Source organism: Aestuariispira insulae, from assembly GCF_003385955.1.
In the GTDB taxonomy this organism is placed as follows: Bacteria; Pseudomonadota; Alphaproteobacteria; order UBA8366; family Aestuariispiraceae; genus Aestuariispira; species Aestuariispira insulae.
In genome coordinates this window covers 287,622-308,654 of record NZ_QRDW01000002.1, presented here as the reverse complement: position 1 = coordinate 308,654, position 21,033 = coordinate 287,622, and the positions used below count along the sequence as shown (strand labels likewise).

The window sequence follows — 21,033 nt, the reverse complement described above, 5'->3', positions numbered from 1 at the left end:
CGCTTATGCCCGTCATCGATGATGTGACCGGGGCGACCCTGGTCGCCCCGAAAGCCCAGCTGAATTTCCTGCATAGCGGCAGTCGCCTTGTGCCATCTGATCTAACGGCCTTTGAGGCCTATCTGAAAGTGACAGAGAAACAGCCCTGGCTGATCCGACAATCCTTTGTGATCCGGGATTTTATTTGCCGTTTGATGGATATCGAGACAATCGGCGGCTTTCAGGAACCACGCCCGGCATATGCCCCGGCTCCCGGCGGCAAACTGGACTTCTTTGATGTGGTAGAAAGTACTGAAAAGCGTTTGGTCCTGGCCGCACCCGACCGGCATCTCAATGTCTATACCTGTTTTCACCTAAGCCGGAATGCAGATGGCAGCCAACGTTTGACCATCACGTCATCGGTTAAGACCTTCAATCTTTTCGGCAGGTTATACATGTTGCCCGTGGCACCGGGGCATAAATTGATTGTCCGCCAGATGCTCAAGCGTTTTGACCAGGACTAAGGCTTGCGCCTATCAGGGCTTCGGGAAATGCTGCATCATCGGTGATTGATCAACACAGCCACTGCCTTTGCCGCGCACGGCAGAGACCATACCGTCCTTGCCCAACATCACGGATACCTCACAGGTCATCCGCTGATAGCGGTCTTTTCCCACCGGCAGATCCGCCTGCCCTTCATATTGCAGCAGTTTCTTGCCATCGCTGAGCAAGGCCTCATCGCGCGGCACGCCCCAGGCCACCAACAGTTTGTCATGGCTGTGCCCGATCCAGTTGCCGACCACTTTGTTGAATGCGGAGGCCCCGACATCCCCGTAATCCTGCTGCGGGGAAGAAACGCAGCCCGCCGCCAGAACCAGCGGCAGCAAAAGGAATGTCTGTTTGAGTTTCATAAAAAATTCTCCCGCCTTAAATCGCCCGGTTCCTATGATAAACAGGGCAGGCCTAAACTGGTCTTGCGGGCCGGGGCTTTCAATCAGATAAAAAAGGCAATTTTGAGGCATTCCCCCCGTCTGCGCCTGATTTCGAGCCCCTGTTCGATGCGGTTTAATCCCTCTGGCTTGATACCGGGCCACAGGGCTATCCGGCTGAACAGATCAAAAAGATCCGCTGCCCGGCCCTGGTCCTGGTGGAGTTGCTGGCAACAGCCGAATTCATGGAAACCGCCTATTGCGCCCACGAGCTGCATGTGGAATGGCCGGAAATCTTCGCTGCCGCCGCGCGACGCTTTCTAAGCCGGGAACACTGAATAAGCCAAAAAAAGGAAATGGTGCGGGCGGCCGGACTTGAACCGGCACGATCAAAAGATCGACAGATTTTAAGTCTGTTGCGTCTACCAATTTCGCCACGCCCGCGTGACGGCCAACCTAACGACGGGCGGGCCGGGTGGCAAGCGCCCTGATGGCCTGCCGGTGATGTTTTTTTCGATCTTTGGCGAAAGAGGGTTAATTGCCTTCCAATGCGCCTGGGGTTGGGCCGGTGGGGGCGGGTTCAACGCGATCCGTCTCCTCAGGCACGGTTTCCAACGGCACAGCATCCACCTGGGCAGGTTCCGCCGGTATAGGCAGGGCCAGGGGCGGTGTTTCAGACGGTGTCACCACGGGCGCGCCGTTCACGGTCTGGCCGGAATTTTCAAACAATTGCATGAACCGTTCATACCCGAGCCCCAGTACCGCCGCCACCATGGCCAGCACGATCATGGCCAACAGCAACTGCCAGAAAGCCTTGGAACCGCCCTTGTCCCGGCGGCGGCGCCGACGGTTTTCGCCGGTCACAAACGGGGTTCCCAGCTCCTTTCCCATCACAATCAGCGGCGTGGTGCCGCCCAAAGTGTCGCCGCGATCCATTTTGATCTGCCGGGAACGTGTCATCTTGTTTCTCCATTATCGCACGTTATCATGATGTTAGCGCCAGAACCGGCGTTTAAGACCCATCGCCTGCCAAGATACATCGGCAAGCAAGGCGAAAATGCGGCAACTTTTAGAAGATCGTGGGATGATGCCTAAAAGAACGGCAAAAACCGACAAGGGGACCCTCTGATGAATTTGACCGATCAGATCAGTATCGCAGTCGCGCTGGCCGGTATGGCGATATTGTTCCTGATTTTCCGCAATCGCGAATCCCGCCCGGGCAGCGCCCGGCGCAATATCGTGATTCTGCTAGCCATTGCCGTGACCATGGCGGTTCTGTTTGGTTTAGGGGGTATTACCGGGTCAGACTGACCCGGTCAATCAAAGCTTCTCCTGGCCTTTGGCCATTTCACATTGGCCGCCTTTGGCATCAATCAGGACCATAGCCGCCTCGCCCGCCCGGTCCAGCATTTCCGGGTCCGACCCGCGCAGGACCAGGGACAATCGATATTCCCCGCGTTTCTGGGCCGGGTAGCTGCCAATCTCTACATCCGGATATTCGGCCTGGATGTTGCCAAGCCCGGCAGCGATCTCGCCTTCCGGCAGGCTGGAAAAGACCGTCCGGCTATGCAGGATGTCACCACCTTTCAGGGTCGGCAGAATGGTCTCCAGCATGGCATGCATGATTTTGGGCACACCGGCCATCACATGGACATTGCCAATCCGGAAGCCGGGCGCGCCCGAGACCGGATTATCGATCAGGTCCGCCCCTTCGGGCGTCATGGCCATGCGGGCGCGGGCCTCATTGATCTCTACACCCAGATTATCGTAATGGGCCACCAGACGGGCATAGGCCTCTTCATGGCGGGTCAATGGAAGATCAAAAGCCTTTGCCACCGATTCGGCCGTGATGTCATCATGGGTCGGACCAATCCCCCCGGTGGTGAAAACATAGGTATTTCTGGATCTTAGCGCATTGACCGCCTCAATGATGGCGGCTTGGTTATCAGGCACAACACGGGCTTCCGCCAGGCGAATCCCCCGGCTTTCAAGCTGTTCGGCAATATGGGAGAGATTCACATCCTGGGTCCGCCCGGACAAAATCTCGTTGCCGATCACCACCAAAGCGGCGGTCACGATCCCTACATCACCGGAAACATCCGTCATCTTGCATCCTGTCTGTTTTTGTAAATCCCGCACCCTATTCTACTTGCTGCGGCCCATAGTAGATAGCCCCAATCAGGATAGTTTCAACTCGTTAACATCTTCTTTCCTGACATTTTCGTGACCCGATGCCCGGAAAGCGCCATTGGCAAATCACGGATTTTACAGCAAAATAGCCGGATCGTCAGGATCAGGGCATGCACCGCCCCGGCCCACGGGACAGCCAAGGCAAGGACAGCGCGGAAGGGGAGAGCAAGCATTTATCCGGGCAAGTTCGTGGAACGGGCATTTATTTTGCCATCCCTTATCGACAGATCCCCCGGACAATCCCATATGGCACCCCATGCCCGGCGGCCGAGACCAACCGGATGCAGCATGGACAAAAACAACAAACCCCGTGAAACAGCGGGTAACGGAATGCATCCCGGTCAGGATGGCTTCTGCTTTCAGTAGGGAAAGGCAAGGCAAAGCGTGGAACGCTCACTTTTCAAATTCATCTGGCGCTACAGCAAAACCCAACAAATCGCCACATTGCTGCTGATTGCCATTTCACTTCCCTTTCTCTATCTGTCCCTGGATCTTCCCAAGACCATCGTGAACAAGGCAATCGGCGGCGAGGGCGGCACGTATCAGCTGTTCCAGCTGGATTTCCTTGGCCCCGAGCCCTTCCTTGATATTCCGCTGGAACAGTTGGAATATCTCTTCACGCTATGCGGCCTGTTCCTGGCGCTGGTTTGCATAAACGGTGCTTTCAAATACCGGATCAATGTCCTGAAAGGCGTGATGGGCGAGCGGATGTTGCGCCGGATCCGCTATATGCTGCTGGAACGCTCGCTGCGCTTTCCCCTGCCCCATTTCCAGAAATTATCGTCAGGCGAGATCGTCACCATGGTCAATGCGGAGGTGGAACCCCTGGCGGGTTTCTTCGGCGATGCTTTTGCCCTGCTGGCCTTCCAGGGCGGAACCTTCCTGACCCTGATGGTTTTCATGTTCGTCCAGGACCCTCTGCTGGGGCTTGCTGCCTTTATTTCGATCCCGGTGCAGGGCTATGTGATCCCCAAGCTGCAGATGAAGATCAACCTGCTGGCCAAGGAACGCGTCTTGCAGGTCAGGCTGCTGTCGAACCGGATCAACGAAGTCATCGGCGGGGTTGAGGATGTCCATGCCCATGACCATTCCAAATACGCCCTGGCCGAACTGAGCCGCAGGCTGGGCAAGATCTTCTGGATCCGGTTCGAGATTTATAACCGCAAATTCTTCATGAAGTTTCTGAACAACTTCATCGGCCAGATGACGCCCTTCTTCTTCTATTCCATCGGCGGTTATCTGGTGATTCAGGGCGAATTGACATTCGGGGCGCTGGTGGCGGTCCTGGCCGCCTATAAGGATCTGGCGGCCCCCTGGAAAGAGCTGCTCAACTATTACCAGCGCCTGGCGGATTCACGCATTAAATACGAACAATTGCACGCCCAGTTCGTTCCGGAAGGCATGATGAGCGCCGACAAGCTTCTCGCCAGCCCCGAGGAGGTTCCGCATCTGGATGGTGATGTCGAAGTGAACGGCCTTTCCTACGTTGATGAAGACGGCCTGCGCCTGATCGACAATATCAGCTTCCGGATGGAGGCCCAATCAACCACCATGCTGACCTGCGTTTCCGGCAGCAGCCGGGATATTATTGCCCGTCTGATGGCCCGGCTGCTTACCCCGTCCCGGGGATCGATCACCTCAAACGGAATCAAATTTTCCGATCTTAATGAAGCGGTGACCGGCCAGCGGATCGGTTTCCTCTCCTCCTCCCCCGCATTTTTCAACAAGCCGATTGCCGACAATCTGTTCATGGGGATCTCGCAATCGATCCCGGAGGAAGAGGATGATGACCCGGAGCGCCGGAAAGAGCGCGAAGAGGCGGAAGCCTCCGGCAACAGCCTCCATAATGACCAGTTGGACTGGACCAACTATGCCCTGGCCGGGCAGCCCGGTTATGAGGAGCTGCGCCATCATACCGTGGATTTGCTGAAATCGGTTGAGCTGGATGTGGATTTCTTCGAATTGGGCCTGCGTCAGACCGCCAACCCGGAGAAAAACCCACTGCTGGCCGAAAATGTGCTCACCGCCCGCAACAAGATCCGGCGCTATCTGGATGAGCGCGGCATGTCGGATCTGGTCCGGAATTATGATTTCCTGTCCTATAACGATTACACGACGGTCGCGGAAAATATTCTGTTTGCCCGTCCGATCACCGATGATTTCAAGACCGAGAATTTGGCGTCGAACCCCATTATCACCGGCCTGCTGGACGAATTTGGCCTGACCGATGAATTCATCAATATCGGTAAGCTATGTGCGGAAACCATGGTCGAGATGTTTTCCGACATTCCCGCCGGCCATCCGTTTTTCGAACAATTCAGCTTTGTCGATGAGGACAGCCTGCCGGATCTGAAACTGATGGTCGGCAAGGCCAACAAAGACGGCATTGCGTCTCTGAGCGACGATCAGCGGCGCGCTCTGATGGGCCTGCCCTTCAAGCTGACCCCGCAGCGCCATCGTCTCGGCCTGATCGACAACCGGACCCAGACCCGCCTGCTGGCGGTGCGCCGGGCATTGCATGAACGCCATACGGACCTGATCGGCACCAGCCTGCAATTGTTTGATACCGGCAAATATAACGATGGTCTATCGATCCAGGAGAACATCCTGTTTGGCTGTATCGCTTATGGCCGGGCCGACGCCAATCAATTGATCCTGTCCGCCCTGACCGAGGTCTGTGACGAGCTGGATCTGAGGGAAGCCGTCATCCGCACCGCCTTTAATTTCGAAGTTGGTATCGGCGGCGCACGTTTGAACGCGGCCCAGCGGCAAAAGCTGGCCCTGGTGCGCAATATCCTCAAGAAACCGGATATCCTGATCATCAATGACGGGTTGAATGCGCTGGATGGCGAGGCGCAAAAACGCATTGCCGGCCGCCTGCCAGAGCTGTTTGACGCATCTATTCTCTGGATCGCCTCCACCGTGGTGCCGGGCCTTTCCTACAGCCAGCATCTGGAGCTGACCGGCGGGCAAATCAAGAGCGCGGATGAAGCTGCGGACCGGCAAAAGCAGGAAGCGGATGAACCGGAGGCAGCCCAGGATACCAGCGCGATGAATGATGAGGCCCAGATCCTCAAAACCCTGCCGCTCTTCTCCGAGCTGGAGGCTAACCGTTTGAAGCTTCTGGCCTTTACCGCGGAAAAGGTCAGCTACAAACCGGGCGAGATCATGGTGCGCCAGGGGGATGACGGCGATGCCGCCTATGTGATCCTGGATGGCGAGGCCGACGTGGTGCTGGAAGGGGAAAATGGCCAGGATACGGTGCTGTTCCAGTTGGGACGGGCCAAGATTGTCGGTGAACTGGCGCTCTTGTGTGATACACCGCGCACCGCCACCATCCGCGCGGTCAGCAACCTGAAGGCTTTGAAACTCAATAAGGAAGTCTTTGGGGAAATGGCCCGGCATGATGCCAATTTTGCCTTCCAGATGACCAAGGACCTGAGCCAGCGCCTGGTGAATACCACGGAAGAATTAAACGCAGTGCGCGGCGGGGATTAACCTAAACGGCTGCCGCCCGGGCCGGTTCATCCAGCGGCGCTTGCGAGACCGAAACGCCAAGCGCTGTGAGACCTGCCTTTTCCATCTCCCATCTCTCCGGAAAGGCGGTCATGACCGCAGGTTCCAGGATGGTGACCGCATAGTCGCGATTGAGGGCTCCGCGCGCGGTCAGCGCCACACAATAACAACCATCCAGACCGGCCAGATACAGCTGACCGACCTGATGTTCTGCCAGCCAGGCTTCCAGAGCCGGATTGGCAAAAGCATCTCCCCGGTCCTTCTCAAAATCCGCATCCGGGGTGAAGGCCAACCTGGCATCCAGATCCAACCCCGGACTGCCAGCCAGGCCCTCCGGCCCCATCAACGCCCTGGCGATCAATTTGGCCAGGGGTTTGCGTTGGACATTACGGACGGCAATCACCGGCATATCGATCGCACGAGCCTCGATCACCAAACGGTTAATCTCAGCGATGCCCTGCTCCACCACCTCCGGTTTCATCGAGTCTTTGCCGGTCTTGGCCGTGAAGTCCGTCTGAACATCAATCACCATCAGGGCCGCATTCGAACAGGCAGACCGATCGATCGCGGTTCTTTTGGTCGGGGTCATCATCTGCCGGACACCAAAAGCGGTATAAATCACCAGGAACAGGATAAACCCGCCTAACATCGATAAAACAAATGTCATTCCCTCCCCCTTTTCCTTGCTTCTCACCGGCCAGCCATGTCCCGGAAAAATCCATTCAAGGCCGCCTGCACCCGGATGAAGGCAGCAATCTCGCGGGAAGAAAAGCCTTGCGCGAAGGTCGCCATGGCGCGCAGTTCGCGCGCCCGGATCTCTTCAATCAGGTTGCGTCCCTGCGGGCTTAGCCGGTAATGATGACCATTCTTGCGCCGGGGATGGGGCAGCGCCTCCACCAGGGATTTTTCCTGCCCCTCGCCGAGCATTTTATGGACAAACTGCCGCTTTAACTGCAGCCGTGCCGTCAGTTCCGGCAGCGAGGCCTCACCTGTCAGCAACAACCCTTCCAATATGGCGCGCAGCCCCACCGTCAGCCCGGTTTCATCCAGCCCCGCCTCTACTGCCCCGGTGATGTGACGCAAGAGCGGCCTGGTCTGCTGAACCGCCTGATAAAGCGGTTCGATCATGTCTTGCCTGATATCGGTCATAGGATCATTGAAACGCTGAATGAAAATTTTGTCAATTGAATTGACAATAAAGACACGGCAACCGCTATTCAGCAGGAAAACGAATGATCATCCGCGTTCTGGAAATCCCCGTTTCAGTCCCTTGCGAATCCGCGCCTTGACCGAACCGGTATCCTCGCTTTCCAACGCCTCTTCCAACTGATACTGAACAGTTCCCTGCAGATCCGGAAACTGACAGGCCAGCAAATACAGGCCATTGTAACTCCAGGCCCGAATGAATTTCTGCTCTGCTTCAATGCCTTGTTTCAGGAATGCCTGAACCAGCGTTCTGGATCTCTCCGGCACATGAACATAATTCAGACTCTGCAGATAATGCAGCCGCGCTTCCCAATGCTGTTGCGCCACACCCGCCTGATGAAAAGCCAAAGCATCCACAGGCTCTAAATTCGCATCGCCCTGTTCCAGATGATGTTTCATCATCCAACTGGCACCGCGTTCCCGATCCGGCATGGCCATCAGAGCGACCAACAGCCCGGTCAGTTCCGCATGATCCCGCCAGTCCAGATAGATGGCTTTGATGGCATCCGCAGACTTCCCGTCCCAGTGCGCAATTTCTTCGGACAAAGCCTCAATTGCCTTTTTTCCACCGCCTACTGAACCTGCATTAGATAAACCGACCAGACCCACTGGCCCTCTTCTTCTTCCGTGGCCATGCCGTCCGGATCGGCTGGCTTGAACACCAGCCAGGTGGGGCCGCGCTGGCCGATCCCCAGGGGCTGCTCACCATCCTGGATCGCCAGGATCCATTCGTTGTCGGCACGCATCTCCGGCGTGATCTCAAACGTCCATCCATCTAGGGCTGTCACAGCAATGGTCGCATCCCGCGACACCCCGGCGGCTTTCAGCACATCATTGAGTTTCGGACCCCGCAGTCCGTAGGGCCGGGGCCAATCCTTGAAACCCACTTTAACATAGTCCAGCCCCAGATCCGCCAGCATGGACCGGTCAAATTCTGCAGCCTTTGAAAAGGTCTGGTCCTGTCCGTTGATGAAAGCGTCGCGTTTGGGCTGCAGCGCACCGCGATTGGCATTTTCCAACTGTCCGCCGATGGTCAGTATCACCATGCTTTTTGGCTTATCCAAAGCCAGGGCCGGTGTCCAAACAAGACCTGTCAGCAACAGAATCGCACTCAAGATCGCCTTCATATCCAACATACTCCCATGGATAACTTTCATTCGGATAAGAATGAAGAATAGAGAAAAACCAACGCATGCGATATTGACGTTAACGGCAACGGGTTAAAAAAAACGCCGGAGGCAAACCTCCGGCGTCTCATCATCTTATGATCTCAGGAAAGATCAGCCGATTTCGACATTAACCTTGAAGCCGCCTTTTTTGGCGTCCATGTCAAATTCGCCATCCTGGACAGCATAAAGCCATGCGGCAGATTTTTTCAGGCCGCCCAACGGATAGAGATGGCATTGTTTGATCAGGCAATCCGGGTCTTTGGCCACAGCAACCGCCAGATCGTGGGTCAGCTTGTCCGGCATGCGCACCGTCATCAGCTTGGCAATATTGGCCGCCTGGCGGGTCAACACCCGCATAGAAGCACCAATGCCACAGGCCTGGGCGTGCTTGATCAGGGTCTTGATGGTGGCCAGGCCCGGAATGCCGATATGGACCGGCAGTTCGTTGCCGTCTTCTTCACGGATCTTTTTGTCCCAGGCCAGAATCGGCTCTGCCTCAAAGCAGAATTGGGTCGCCAGATACATGCTCATGTCGGTGTTTTTCGCATAGGCGTTCTTTTCACGGATCGCCTTGGAAACATCGGCCGCCGGAATGTCGGGCGAGCCTTCCGGATGACCGGCAACACCCAGTTTCTTGATGCCGTATTTTTCAAACAACTGGGTTTCCAGCACCTGCATGGAGCAATGGAACTCACCAACCGGATTATCGACACCGCCACCGATCAGCAGCGCTTCTTCAACGCCAACCTCGCCCTGGAGCATTTTCAGATTGTCTTCCAGGAAAGCCTTGGACGGGATAGAGCGAGCCGCAAAATGCGGAACCGGGTTCATACCCTCATCACGCAGACGGCGCACCGTTTTAACCGTATCGGCAAAATCAGACCCCGGCAGGAAGGTCACATAGACCGTGGTGTCGGGACGCAGGATCTCACGGAAATCCTCTACTTTTGCCGCGCCGCCGGGGGTAACCTCGACGGTACAGGTCTTCATGAAATCGATGATCAGATCTTTATCAGTCATGTGACCGGACATCCTTGCATACTCCTAGAACCCAGATGCTAACTCTCTGATCCGGGTTTTAGCGGTTATTTCAGCTTTATGACAAAACGTCCGCGACCTTAACTAGCGCGTCGGCGTCGGCGGCGGCGACCACCGCCCTCGCCGTCATCTCCGCCATCGGAATCGCTCAGCACTTTTGGCTCCGGCATCTTCACCGCTTCCTTCAGATTCGGATAAGGCGCAGTTTTATGCGGGAAGGCCATGGATTCCACAAAATGATCCTGGAATTTCGCTTCGACTGCGGTCTCGATCTTTTCAATCTCAGCCACCAGCTTTTCAATCTCATAGCGCGCGCCCCGGTTCAAAAGTGCAATGCGCGCGCCCGTGCCTGCCGCGTTCCCGACAGACGCCACCATGTCCAGTTTGCAATCGGGGATCAGGCCCAAGACCATCGCATATTTGGCATCGATATGGCTGCCGAATGCACCGGCCAACACCACGCGTTCCACCGGCTTGCCCAGGCGGTCGACCAGCAGCTGGGCCCCGGCGTAAAGAGCGCCCTTGGCAAGCTGAATGGCACGCACATCAGCCTGGGTCACTCTGATTTCAGGCTCACCACGATGCAGAATATAAGAGAAGGTGCGCCCTTCCGGCACGATCCGGTCGGTTTTCGCCGCCATCGATCCGTCGATGATGCCATCCGCCGACAGGATGCCCGCCAGGAACATTTCCGCCAGCACTTCAATGATGCCGGACCCGCAAATGCCGGTGACACCGGTGCGCGCGGTTTCCTGCTCGAACATTTCTTCATCGGACCAGGAACCGGCCCCGATCACACGGAAACGCGGCTCCAGCGTTTCTGGATCAATGCGCACCCGTTCGATGGCGCCTGCCGCCGCACGCTGGCCGGAGGAAATCTGCGCCCCTTCCAGGGCCGGACCGGTCGGGCTTGAACAGGCCAACAGACGTTCTTTGTTGCCCAGCACAATCTCGGCATTGGTCCCAACATCCACCACCAGGGTTACTTCATCACGATATTGCGGCCCCTCCGCCAGAACCACTGAGGCCGCATCCGCGCCCACATGACCCGCGACGCATGGCAGGAAATAAGCCCGTGCGCCCGGGTTTACCGACACATCCAATTCGCTGGCCCAGACAGTCACGGAACCGTTGGTCGCAAGCGCAAAGGGGGCCCAGCCCAATTCAACCGGATTAATGCCCAGAATCAGATGATGCATGATGGGGTTGCCCACCAGAACCATTTCCAGAATGTCGGTCAAATCAATACCGGCTTCGGTCGCCGCCTGACCGGCCAGGAAATTCAGCGTTTCGCGCACCGCCTTCATCATTTCCTGTTCGCCGCCCGGATTCATCATCACATAGGAAACACGGCTCATCAGATCCTCACCAAAGCGGATCTGCGGGTTCATGGCCCCGACAGAGGAAACCACTTCACCGGTCTGCAAATCGGTCAGATGCACCGACATGGTGGTAGAGCCCACATCCACCGCCAGACCATAGGATTTTCCGTGGAAGCCCGGCCAGACATAAACCAGCTCACCATCATAGCGCACCGCCGCGGTGATCTTCCATTCGCCGTCGCGCAGCGCTTTTTGCAATTTCTGCATCACCGGCAGATCGGCACGGGTGACCTCGATATCCCATTGATCTTTCAGCGCTTCCTTCACGCGCTCCATATCACCGGTGGGTTTGTGCATATCGGGCTCTTCCACCTCGATATAATGCAGGCGCACCACGGGATCGATTTCGATATTGCGCACTTCGGCGCGCTTGCGCACCACCTGTTTATGAACCTGGCTGTCCGCTGGCACATCGACAACGATATCGCCTTGGATCGTGGTCGAGCAACTCAGCCGGCGGTCATCCTTCATGCCGCGTTTTTCGCGGTAGCGCGCTTCTTTCGCCCCGGCTTCAGAAAGATGCTCGGCCTTGCTTTTCATTTTGAATTTCGGGAAATCCCCGACCGACGGAGTCACCTGACAGCGTCCGCAGATGCCGCGCCCGCCGCAAACAGAATCGATATCCACGCCCAATTGGCGCGCGGCATCAAGAACCGGGGTGCCGACCGGGAATGACCCACGTTTCCCCGAAGGGGTGAAAACAACCAAAGCTTCTTCTGCGTTCAGCTCCGCTTTCTCGGACATGGGTCCTGCTCCTATTCGATTTTACCGGCCGCTTGTTTGTTTTTTAGCGCGGCCCTTTTGACAACATTGTTCCATTTACGACGGAACCGGACCCCCTGCCCATCCAGGAAGTCCGGCTCCTTACAAATCGTTTCCGGGCCGATAGACCGGCCCGGCAGGCCCGAGTTAGGCGGCCGGACGACGACGACGGCCACCGGAACGGCCACCGCGTGCACCGGAACCTTCCGGGGCCGGCTCACGGAATTTCTGGATCCATTTGGTGCAGTCTTTATCAACGCCGTTGATCACATCAGCACCCAGGATGGCGTTCATGTCTTCTTCATGCAGCGGGTTCATGATCGCAGACGTCATGCCGTATGCGGACGCCATGGACAGGAAAGCTGCGTTGATGCCGCGACGGTTCGGCAGGCCGAAGGAAATGTTGGACGCGCCACAGGTGGTGTTAACCTGCAGTTCTTCACGCAGACGACGGATCAATTCCAGGGCACCACGACCGGCGGAACCCAGCGCACCAATCGGCATGACCAGCGGATCGATCACGATGTCTTCTTTCGGGATGCCATAGTCAGCAGCACGCTCAACAATTTTCTTGGCAACTTCGTAACGCACATTCGGGTCTTCGGAAATACCGGTTTCGTCGTTGGAGATACCAACAACGGCACAGCCGTATTTCTTGACCATCGGCAGAACCACTTCCAGGCGATCTTCTTCGCCAGTCACGGAGTTCAGCAGGGCCTTACCTTTATAAACGCTCAACCCCTTTTCCAGGGCTTCGACGATGGAGCTATCGATGCAGAGCGGTACATCGGTCAGGGACTGGACCAGCTCGATGGTGTCGGCCAGAATCTGCGGCTCGTCAGCGAGCGGGATACCGGCATTCACGTCCAGAATATGGGCGCCTGCGGCAACCTGTGCCAAGGCGTCGGCCTTGACGGTTTCCATGTTGCCTTCTTTCATCTCCGCGGCCAGTTTCTTACGACCGGTCGGGTTGATGCGCTCGCCGATCACAGCAAACGGCTGGTCGAAACCGATGATGACTTCCTTGCTCGCAGAGCTGATGACGGTTCTGGTCATAGTGGACACGCCCTTTTCATATATCGCTGGTATTAAAAAATCTCTATTCAGACATTCACCCTTCCCGTCCATCCCGGACGGGACACCGCAACATCCGATACTGCCCTCTTATGCCTCGGGCCGGGGTGACGGGAATGCTTAGCCGCGCCGAAATCCATCCTGATCGCGTCATTGCGGCGCGATCGCGACAGGCGGCACGGCTATCGCATCTCGTTTTCCCGATCAAACCGCCTTTTCAAGCGCTTTGGCGGCCTTGATCTCCCGTTCAGCCTCATGGCCATCCGGGAAATGGGACCAGCTGGAAGCAGGCTCGAACCGGTCAACCGGACCTTCTTCCCGCACCCAGCTCTGCACCGGCCGCAAACCATCTTCGGCCAAATCGCGCAGAACCGAATCCAGCTGCTGGGTTTTGCCCGGCAAATCGCCACCACCAATCAGGTTGCAGGCCTCTTCCCGAATCCATTCGGCCAGTTGCTTGCCCTTGGCCGGATCGCCCGGACGATAGCGGATGATGCCGTCGGCCTGTTCCTGCACATGGCGGGAAAAATCCGTCACTTCACGGCCTTCTTGCAAATAGATCGGCGCTTCGGAATTCACGCTTGCCCGCGCCCGCCTTGCCGCGGTCAGCACCGGCTGGATCCGGCCGATCCCGGCCAGGCAGTCCAGCACGATGGCATCGGCCCCGCCGGAAAGCAGTCCCTGGACCTGGACATCCACCGCCGCTTCGATTTCGGCCGGGGTCGCGTTCCAGCCATCATCGCGGATCACGCCGAGGACAAAGCGCCGGCGGCCTTCGCCCGGGACAGAATCCACAGCCTTGGCGGCATTTTCAGCAGCCAGATGGTTCAGCACGAAGGCTTCATCCTGCAGGCCATATTGTTTCAGGGTCAGCGGCGATGCGGTCAGGGAATTGGTCCGCACCACATCGGCACCGGCCAGCAGATAGGCCAGATGGGCTTCACGCACCAGATCGGGCCTTGTCACGTTCAGAACGGAGAGGACCTTGTCCATCCCGTAGAAATCCCGCTTCATATCGGTGTCGGCATTGTCCAAAAGACGGCTAACGGAACCATCTGCGAGCAAGACACGTTGATTGAGAGCTTCTTTCACGGTGCGCATGTTATGCGGCCTCCTTCCGATTGGGTGTGATACCGAGGCTGTGGCAGACTGCCACGGCTTCCGGCACACGATTCAAAGTATAGAGATGGAAATCCTCGACGCCTTCCCGGCGTAGATTGCTGACCAGCTCAACAATGGTTGCGACAGCAACCGGGGTCACGGCGTCCGGACATTGGTCCAGCCCCGTGAACCGATCCTCCAGCCATTGCGGCACGCTTGCCCCGCAGGCTTTGGAGAAACGCTTGACCTGTTCGATGGATCGCACCGGCAGGATGCCCGGCACGATCGGTGCCGTGATCCCGGCCGCGGCAACGCGGTCGCGATAGCGCAGGAACAGGTCAGGATCGAAGAAATACTGGGTGATGGCACGGGTTGCACCGGCCTCAAACTTGCGTTTCAGATGGTCCAGCTCCGCATCCCAGCTAACCGATTTCGGATGGCGCTCAGGATAGGCCGAGACAGAAACCTCGAAATCCGCCACATCACGGATGATTTCGGTCAGCTCCGCCGCGCAGGCAATATCATCATCGCCGGCGGCATCACCACGAATCGCCACGATATGGCGCAGGCCTTTGTCCCACCAGCCGGACAACAGCTCACACACGCTTTCCCGGCTGTGGCCAGCGGCAGTCAGATGGGCCGCTAGATTGGGATGGTTGCGGTCCAGAAGCTTATCCACGATCCGTTCCGACCGGTCACGTTTGGAACCGCCCGCCCCATAGGTGACAGAGATGAAAGCCGGGTCATAGCCTTGCAAAATGCCCGCATCCCGCACCAGGGCATCATCCGCATCCACCAGATGCGGCGGAAAAATCTCGAAACTGATATTCAACTCGGACATCAGATAGCCCCTTTTTTGGCATTGCGTGCTTCAACGGATTGGGTGGCTTCCCACAGGGTCACGGTCAGCGGGCCACCTTCCATATGTTTGATCTCCGGATTTTCCAGTCCGGCATCCAGCATCCAGCCGACAACCTGGTCATCGGAAAAACCGGGCCAGCGATGGGCATGGCGACTGTGCAGTTCGGCCACGTTATGGGGCGCAAAATCCACCACCACCAGACGCCCGCCCGCTTCCAGCACACGGGCCGCCTCGCGCAGCGCCACCGCCGGTTCCTCGGCATAATGAAGAACCATATGCAAACAAGCCGCATCAAAGGAACCCGCATCATAAGGCAGCTGATACATATCGGCCTGGCGTACCTGGCAATGGGTCAGCTGAGCCCGATCAAGGGCCGAGCGCGCGATGGAGAGCATCTGTGGAGACTGATCAACCCCGGTGCCGGACTGGATATGGTCGCCCAACAGGCGCAGCACACTGCCCGTGCCGGTACCGATATCCAGCAGCCGCTGAACCGGGGCCTTGGCAAAAGCCGCCTGTACGGCGTCATTCACCTGACCTTCATCCACATGCAGCGCGCGGATGCGGCCCCAATCTTCAGCATTTCGGGTGAAATATTCCTCTGCAATGCGGGCGCGTTCCTGACGAATGCCTTCCAGCCGTTCCAGGTCGCGGGACACCACCGGGTCTTCCTCCGGGATCAGGTCGATCAGGTCGGCGGCCATCTGGGCGACCCGGTTGGCGGCACGTCCCCCGCCCGCAATCGGTGCCAGCTTATTGGCCAGCCGGTACCAGGCCCAGGTGCCTTCCTGATGGCGCTGCAACACGCCGGCTTCCACCATCAAACGCAGGTGACGGGAGACACGCGGCTGGCTCTGGCCCAGAATCTGGACCAGCTCGGAGACGGTCAATTCGGAATGCGCGCACAAGACCAGGATCCTGATCCGTGTTGGCTCCGCAATCGCCCGCATGCCCTGCAACAATTCTTCCATCTTCGTCACTCGTTTGTTGATCTCTGTTTTCTGCATATATAAAAATATCTTTATATGTGCATGTCAAGTGAAATTGTCGCTAAAAAGTGCCAAACGGTCGCTTTTGATAAATTGCGGCGCAGACCGGACAATACGCCTCAGCCCCGGTTCTTGCGCGCCACCAATTCCTTGGCGGTCTCCACAGCCACCGCCGCATCCCGGCAATAGGCATCCGCCCCGATTTCCATGGCAAATTCCTCATTCAGGGGCGCCCCGCCGACCAGCACGATATAATCCTGGCGGATCCCCTGTTCTTCCAGGGTGTCGATCACCACCTTCATATAGGGCATGGTCGTGGTCAGCAGCGCCGACATGCCGATGAAATCCGGTTTATGCTTTTCTATGGCTTCCAGGAATTCCTCAACATCGGTGTTGATGCCAAGATCGATCACCTCAAACCCGGCCCCTTCCATCATCATGCCGACCAAGTTTTTGCCGATATCATGAATGTCGCCTTTGACTGTGCCGATCACGATCTTACCCAATTGCGGCGCGCCAGAATCGATCAATAACGGCCGCAGAATCGCCATACCCGCCTTCATGGCATTGGCCGCCATCAGAACTTCCGGCACAAAGAGCACACCATCGCGGAAATCAATGCCGACGATGCGCATGCCCTCAACCAATCCCTTGGTCAGAATGTCATAGGGCTCCCAACCGCGTTTCAGGAAAATCTCGGTGGCTTCCGCAACTTCATCCGCAAGACCGTCATAAAGATCATCCCAAATCTGTTCGGTCAGCTCCTGATCATTCAGGTCATTGAGATCAAAATCATCATCTTCGGCCATGGCCTGCATTCCCTTTACCAAAACCGCGCCCATCGACGCAAAATCAATCATATAAAAATATCTTTATGTATTTATGTCAAATCCATTTTGACGCATTTTGAATATAGAAAGTCGCATTCGATTAAATGAACGTCGCTTTCCCCACCTAACCCAAGCGTCTCCACCACTCCGGCCAGTCACCGTCGGACCTGGTTTTTCTTAAGAGACAAACCTATTTCTGGCTTCGGCCGTATTTCCATGGGCAAATCCCGGCGCAACCGCTAAATAAGCCAGAAAGAAAAGGAAGGGGTTGAAATGACACAAACATCCAATTTGGTTGCCATGGCCGTTTTCGCGGCAGGCATAGGATATTCATCCGTAGGAACGGCAGAAACCGTTTCTGGATGGCAATCGACGCTGGGCCTGGATCACCCTTTGACCGGGAAAATCTGGCGGGTGGAGGATCAGAGTTTCGTCGGTGAAACCGCATTGGAATCGGAACTGAGAGACGCCGTTTTCATCCTGCTAGGGGAAATCCATGACAATCCCGACCATCATCGGCTGCAGGCACGCCTGACGGCAGCGGCCCTGAAAGACGGGCGCAAGGCGGCGGTAGCCTTTGAAATGATCGACGAGGCGCAGGAAGGCCACCTTATTCAGCATCTGCAAGACCGTCCCGGTGATGCCGTCGGCCTTGGCCCGGCAATCAGCTGGCAAAGCAGCGGCTGGCCGGATTGGGCGCTTTACCAGCCCATTGCCGAAGCCGCTCTGGCGCAAAATGTCAGGATCCTGCCCGCCAGCCTGGCGCGCCCTCAAATCAAGGCGATCTACACCGAGGGCACATCCAGCGCGCTTGGCGATGATCTCTACAACAATCTGGATATGGCTCGAAATCTTCCCGCCCCTGTCCAGGCGGCAAAGAAAGAAGAGATTATTGAGAGCCATTGCGGCCACCTGCCGGAGAGCATGGTCTCCCCCATGGTGGAGATCCAGACCGTCAAGGATGCCTATATGGCCCATGTGATGAATCTGGCCGACCGGGACAATGGCGGGGATGGGGCCATCCTGATCGCCGGCAGCGGTCATGTGCGCGCTGATTATGGCGTGCCCGAACATCTTCGCCGCCAGGCACCCGGCCGCACCATACTCACCATCGCCATGATCGAGATTCAGGAGGGCGAGCACAGCCCCGCCGCTTATGCTGGGCGCTTCAAATCTGAGACCGCGCCATTCGATTATCTCTGGTTCACCCCCAGGGTCGCGCGCGAGGATATGTGTGAGAAGTTCAAAAGCCAGATGAAGAAGATGGGCAAAACCGACCCGTCGCAATGAAGCAATGAAAAAGCCCCACCGGATCGGCGGGGCTTCAATTCACTTTGATATGGTTCGGAGCAATCAGGCTTCATTACCGCCATTGGCCACCAGCACCTTCAGGCGCTCATCATCATAGGCCGCTTCCAATTCAGCCGCCTTTTTGTCCGCTTCCGCCTGCAGGTCATCAGAGACCTCGACCGGATCGGCCTTTTTCCATTCGGCCAGATAATCTTCCGTGCCTCGGGCGTCGCCGCGCATGGCCGCGCGGTCGATGGCTTTTTCAAACCGCTCGTCCAGTACAACCTTCACCTGGTCGCGACGGCCTTTTTTCACGATCACCTGTGCCGGGATATCCCGCCAATAGACCACAATCAACTGTGCCATTTCATCTAACCCTTGTTCTGTTCTGATTGTTCATTTCGCGGCAGCGGCCATGAATGTGGCCAGCTCACCATAGCCTGTAAAGACCTTCCGGTAGGAAAGCTGCAGCTTTTCCGCCGCCTGCTCTGCAAGGTCATCAAGTTTCGGATCTTCCATCTGCGCCAGATAGACCAGACGCTTGTAATTGCCGAACATCAATTCGCGCATCTGCGGATATTTATTGAGCCCCATCCCCTCCATGATCAGCGAATCAAAATGCCGAACCATATAGTCGGTGAGGTAAAAGGTGCCTAACTCCTGTTCGGCGAGCGCGTCAAAATCCTGCTGCCCGGCATAGAAGGAATAACAATGCGGCCCGCCGATCCGCTCAACCCCCTCTTCTTCAATCATCTTGTCGATCAGGCCGCCGGTGCCGCAATCAGCATAGGCCACCAAGATGCGCGTATAGCGATCTTTGTTGGCGCGGATCTTTTCCCGCAGGCGCGGTGTGATCTGGTCGGGGGCGTTGTGGAGTTTTGCGGGCAGGCAGGTGATGGCCAGGTTTTGCCAGCCATTCAGCTTGATCACATCAAGGATCTCACGGGCAAGCGCCCCACAGGCGATCACCAGTGTTTTTGCCGTCTCCGGCAAAAATTCCGGGGACTCAGAGGTCCCCGGATCTTCGAATTCCTGTAAACCGGCAGTCATGGCCGATCCTTCAGAATTTGGTCAGCGCTTACGCGTTATGGCGACGCGCCATGTATTCTTTTGCCATTTCAACGGCAACAGCCGCGTCACGGCAATAAGCGTCAGCACCAACTTCGTTGGCGAATTCTTCGTTCAGCGGCGCACCACCAACGAGGACCACATAGTCATCGCGGATACCCTGCTCTTTCATGGTGTCGATGACAACCTTCATGTAAGGCATGGTGGTGGTCAGCAGGGCGGACATGCCCAGGATGTCCGGCTTATGCTCTTCCAGAGCGGCCAGATATTCTTCCACGGACTGGTTGATGCCGATGTCGATCACTTCGAAACCAGCGCCTTCCATCATCATGGAAACCAGGTTTTTGCCGATGTCGTGAATGTCGCCCTTCACAGTGCCGATCACCATTTTACCCTGCTGCGGCGCGCCGGATTCGGCGAGCAGCGGGCGCAGGATGGCCATGCCGGATTTCATGGAGTTGGCGGACATCAACACTTCCGGCACGAACAGGATGCCGTCACGGAAATCGACACCAACGATGCGCATGCCTTCAACCAGCGCTTCGGTCAGGACCTTATAAGGTGCCCAGCCGCGTTCCAGCAGGATTTTGGTGCCTTCAACGATCTCATCAGCCAGACCGTCATAAAGGTCATCCCACATCTGCTCGACAAGCTCTTGATCGTCCAAGTCGCGGAGGTCGAAATCTTCTTCGTCAGCCATTGGCTTCATCCAATTCCCAGTTGAGGTGGCTTGTTCTTGGGCAAGCGCACGAAATGTCTTGATACCTGACCCTGCTCCTATTCAGACCAAGGGTCTTGCCTGTATCCGGGTTAAATACTGTGCTACGGCGGTTCTCTCTCCACCAACTGCGACAGTGTTTTTCCCGGTCACGACATTACCATTCAAAGGTAAGGATTCCGCTAAGACAAGAATAATGTTTAGGAACAAGGGCTTATAATTCTAACCGGTCGGTTAGCGCTGTTCAGCATCAAGCCGCAGTTTTGCGTTTTCGCGTTCCGTGTCGCTCAGTTTGGCATCCAGGTCCCCCACCAGCTTCACCGCCTCATTGTCACCATGCCCCACCGCCTGGACCAGCCAGACCCAGGCCATGACGTTATCCTGTGCGACACCGCGCCCTTCCATATGCAGCATGCCCATGCGACGCATGGCCCGCGCCATGCCCTGTCGTGCCGCCATTTCCATATAGCGCGCAGCCTCTTCCAATTCACCGGTTCGATCCAGCAACAGCGACAGGTTATATTGCGCTTCCATCAGCCCCTGGTCCGCCGCCTTCCGAAAAGAAGATAATGCTTCGGCCCGGTCGGCTTCATCACCGCCCATCAGGAGGGTACCCAGGCGGAACTGGGCCGCGGCATAGCCGCCCGTCGCCGCTTTCCGGTACCAATCAATGGCCAGCGCCCGACTGTCTACGCCGTCCGACCGGCGAATCATGCCCCGTTCATGCAGATAGCCCAGGGTAAACTGGGCTTTAACATTGCCGGCATGCGCCTCTTTGCGATAGCGTTCGGCAATGAAATCATCCACAGGCTGATCGGCCTGTTGCGCCAAAAGAGGAGAGGGCAGCAGTAAAAATACAGCCACTGCCGCTATTCCCAATCCACGCAACCAATTCTCGGTCTTGCCGTTTGTCACTGCCATTTTTGTGCT

22 protein-coding genes and 1 tRNA gene are annotated in these 21,033 nt (G+C 56.8%); 4 read left to right on the top strand and 19 right to left on the bottom strand.

The genetic code is table 11. From position 1 onward, the window contains the following. The first annotated feature begins 5 nt into the window (after window positions 1-5). The gene (locus tag DFP90_RS07460; protein WP_115935832.1) at window positions 6-503 is read left to right on the top strand and encodes a DUF2867 domain-containing protein; all 498 of its coding nucleotides are present in this window, start codon (window positions 6-8) and stop codon (window positions 501-503) included. A gap of 12 nt (window positions 504-515) precedes the next feature. Here the strand turns inward: DFP90_RS07460 and DFP90_RS07455 are convergent, their stop codons facing one another. From DFP90_RS07455 to DFP90_RS07440, 3 genes are all read right to left on the bottom strand, one after another. After that, window positions 516-890 (bottom strand): hypothetical protein, encoded by a 375-nt coding sequence (locus DFP90_RS07455; protein ID WP_115935831.1) that lies wholly within the window; start codon window positions 888-890, stop codon window positions 516-518. Window positions 891-1,265: 375 nt separating this feature from the next. Further along, window positions 1,266-1,352 (bottom strand) — tRNA-Leu (locus DFP90_RS07445). Between the two features lie 90 nt (window positions 1,353-1,442). After that, window positions 1,443-1,868, bottom strand: coding sequence for a hypothetical protein (locus tag DFP90_RS07440; protein WP_115935829.1), 426 nt, complete (start codon window positions 1,866-1,868; stop codon window positions 1,443-1,445). Window positions 1,869-2,036: 168 nt separating this feature from the next. On the opposite strand from DFP90_RS07440, the gene DFP90_RS07435 reads away from it, so the two are divergent. After that, a complete protein-coding gene (locus DFP90_RS07435) occupies window positions 2,037-2,219 on the top strand; it encodes a hypothetical protein (RefSeq protein WP_115935828.1) in 183 nt (60 codons plus the stop codon). Between the two features lie 9 nt (window positions 2,220-2,228). Here the strand turns inward: DFP90_RS07435 and DFP90_RS07430 are convergent, their stop codons facing one another. Then, window positions 2,229-3,014, bottom strand: a complete 786-nt coding sequence (locus tag DFP90_RS07430) for a competence/damage-inducible protein A (protein ID WP_115935827.1) — start codon at window positions 3,012-3,014, stop codon at window positions 2,229-2,231. A gap of 468 nt (window positions 3,015-3,482) precedes the next feature. Between DFP90_RS07430 and DFP90_RS07420 the strand changes: the two genes are divergently transcribed. Continuing rightward, on the top strand, window positions 3,483-6,596 hold the full coding sequence (locus DFP90_RS07420) for an ABC transporter transmembrane domain-containing protein (RefSeq protein WP_115935825.1): 3,114 nt from the start codon (window positions 3,483-3,485) through the stop codon (window positions 6,594-6,596). Window position 6,597: 1 nt separating this feature from the next. Here the strand turns inward: DFP90_RS07420 and DFP90_RS07415 are convergent, their stop codons facing one another. The 11 genes from DFP90_RS07415 to DFP90_RS07360 all read right to left on the bottom strand — a co-directional run bounded on the left by DFP90_RS07415 (window position 6,598) and on the right by DFP90_RS07360 (window position 17,057). Further along, the gene (locus DFP90_RS07415; RefSeq protein WP_115935824.1) at window positions 6,598-7,281 is read right to left on the bottom strand and encodes a cysteine hydrolase family protein; all 684 of its coding nucleotides are present in this window, start codon (window positions 7,279-7,281) and stop codon (window positions 6,598-6,600) included. A 23-nt stretch (window positions 7,282-7,304) separates the two neighbouring features. Next, window positions 7,305-7,763: a MarR family winged helix-turn-helix transcriptional regulator gene (locus DFP90_RS07410; protein ID WP_218044607.1), complete on the bottom strand. Its 459-nt coding sequence runs from the start codon at window positions 7,761-7,763 to the stop codon at window positions 7,305-7,307. Window positions 7,764-7,850: 87 nt separating this feature from the next. Beyond that, a complete protein-coding gene (locus tag DFP90_RS07405; protein ID WP_115935823.1) occupies window positions 7,851-8,366 on the bottom strand; it encodes a hypothetical protein in 516 nt (171 codons plus the stop codon). A gap of 26 nt (window positions 8,367-8,392) precedes the next feature. Further along, window positions 8,393-8,947: a hypothetical protein gene (locus tag DFP90_RS07400; RefSeq protein WP_147300968.1), complete on the bottom strand. Its 555-nt coding sequence runs from the start codon at window positions 8,945-8,947 to the stop codon at window positions 8,393-8,395. Between the two features lie 153 nt (window positions 8,948-9,100). Then, window positions 9,101-10,009: a methylenetetrahydrofolate reductase gene (locus DFP90_RS07395; protein ID WP_181905237.1), complete on the bottom strand. Its 909-nt coding sequence runs from the start codon at window positions 10,007-10,009 to the stop codon at window positions 9,101-9,103. Between the two features lie 98 nt (window positions 10,010-10,107). Then, complete coding sequence (locus DFP90_RS07390; protein WP_115935820.1) at window positions 10,108-12,153, bottom strand: ASKHA domain-containing protein; 2,046 nt, start codon at window positions 12,151-12,153, stop codon at window positions 10,108-10,110. A 165-nt stretch (window positions 12,154-12,318) separates the two neighbouring features. Then, complete coding sequence (locus tag DFP90_RS07380; protein ID WP_115935818.1) at window positions 12,319-13,227, bottom strand: methyltetrahydrofolate cobalamin methyltransferase; 909 nt, start codon at window positions 13,225-13,227, stop codon at window positions 12,319-12,321. A gap of 222 nt (window positions 13,228-13,449) precedes the next feature. Continuing rightward, window positions 13,450-14,346 carry a homocysteine S-methyltransferase family protein gene (locus DFP90_RS07375; protein ID WP_115935817.1) on the bottom strand — a complete coding sequence of 299 codons (897 nt, stop codon included), beginning with the start codon at window positions 14,344-14,346 and terminating at the stop codon, window positions 13,450-13,452. Between the two features lies 1 nt (window position 14,347). Then, on the bottom strand, window positions 14,348-15,187 hold the full coding sequence (locus DFP90_RS07370; protein ID WP_115935816.1) for a methylenetetrahydrofolate reductase: 840 nt from the start codon (window positions 15,185-15,187) through the stop codon (window positions 14,348-14,350). Then, window positions 15,187-16,215 carry an ArsR/SmtB family transcription factor gene (locus DFP90_RS07365; protein ID WP_245956994.1) on the bottom strand — a complete coding sequence of 343 codons (1,029 nt, stop codon included), beginning with the start codon at window positions 16,213-16,215 and terminating at the stop codon, window positions 15,187-15,189. Before DFP90_RS07365 ends, DFP90_RS07370 begins: the two co-directional genes overlap by 1 nt. Window positions 16,216-16,316: 101 nt before the next feature. Beyond that, on the bottom strand, window positions 16,317-17,057 hold the full coding sequence (locus DFP90_RS07360; protein WP_218044606.1) for a corrinoid protein: 741 nt from the start codon (window positions 17,055-17,057) through the stop codon (window positions 16,317-16,319). Window positions 17,058-17,300: 243 nt separating this feature from the next. On the opposite strand from DFP90_RS07360, the gene DFP90_RS07355 reads away from it, so the two are divergent. Beyond that, the gene (locus tag DFP90_RS07355) at window positions 17,301-18,317 is read left to right on the top strand and encodes a ChaN family lipoprotein (protein ID WP_115935815.1); all 1,017 of its coding nucleotides are present in this window, start codon (window positions 17,301-17,303) and stop codon (window positions 18,315-18,317) included. A 63-nt stretch (window positions 18,318-18,380) separates the two neighbouring features. Here the strand turns inward: DFP90_RS07355 and DFP90_RS07350 are convergent, their stop codons facing one another. From DFP90_RS07350 to DFP90_RS07335, 4 genes are all read right to left on the bottom strand, one after another. After that, window positions 18,381-18,683, bottom strand: a complete 303-nt coding sequence (locus DFP90_RS07350; protein ID WP_115935814.1) for a virulence factor — start codon at window positions 18,681-18,683, stop codon at window positions 18,381-18,383. A 30-nt stretch (window positions 18,684-18,713) separates the two neighbouring features. Beyond that, window positions 18,714-19,367, bottom strand: a complete 654-nt coding sequence (locus DFP90_RS07345; protein ID WP_115935813.1) for a DUF1638 domain-containing protein — start codon at window positions 19,365-19,367, stop codon at window positions 18,714-18,716. A gap of 28 nt (window positions 19,368-19,395) precedes the next feature. Next, entirely contained in the window at window positions 19,396-20,085 is a 690-nt protein-coding gene (locus DFP90_RS07340) for a corrinoid protein (protein ID WP_115936095.1), read from the bottom strand. Window positions 20,086-20,337: 252 nt separating this feature from the next. Further along, window positions 20,338-21,024 carry a tetratricopeptide repeat protein gene (locus DFP90_RS07335; RefSeq protein ID WP_115935812.1) on the bottom strand — a complete coding sequence of 229 codons (687 nt, stop codon included), beginning with the start codon at window positions 21,022-21,024 and terminating at the stop codon, window positions 20,338-20,340. Between the last annotated feature and the right edge of the window lie 9 nt (window positions 21,025-21,033).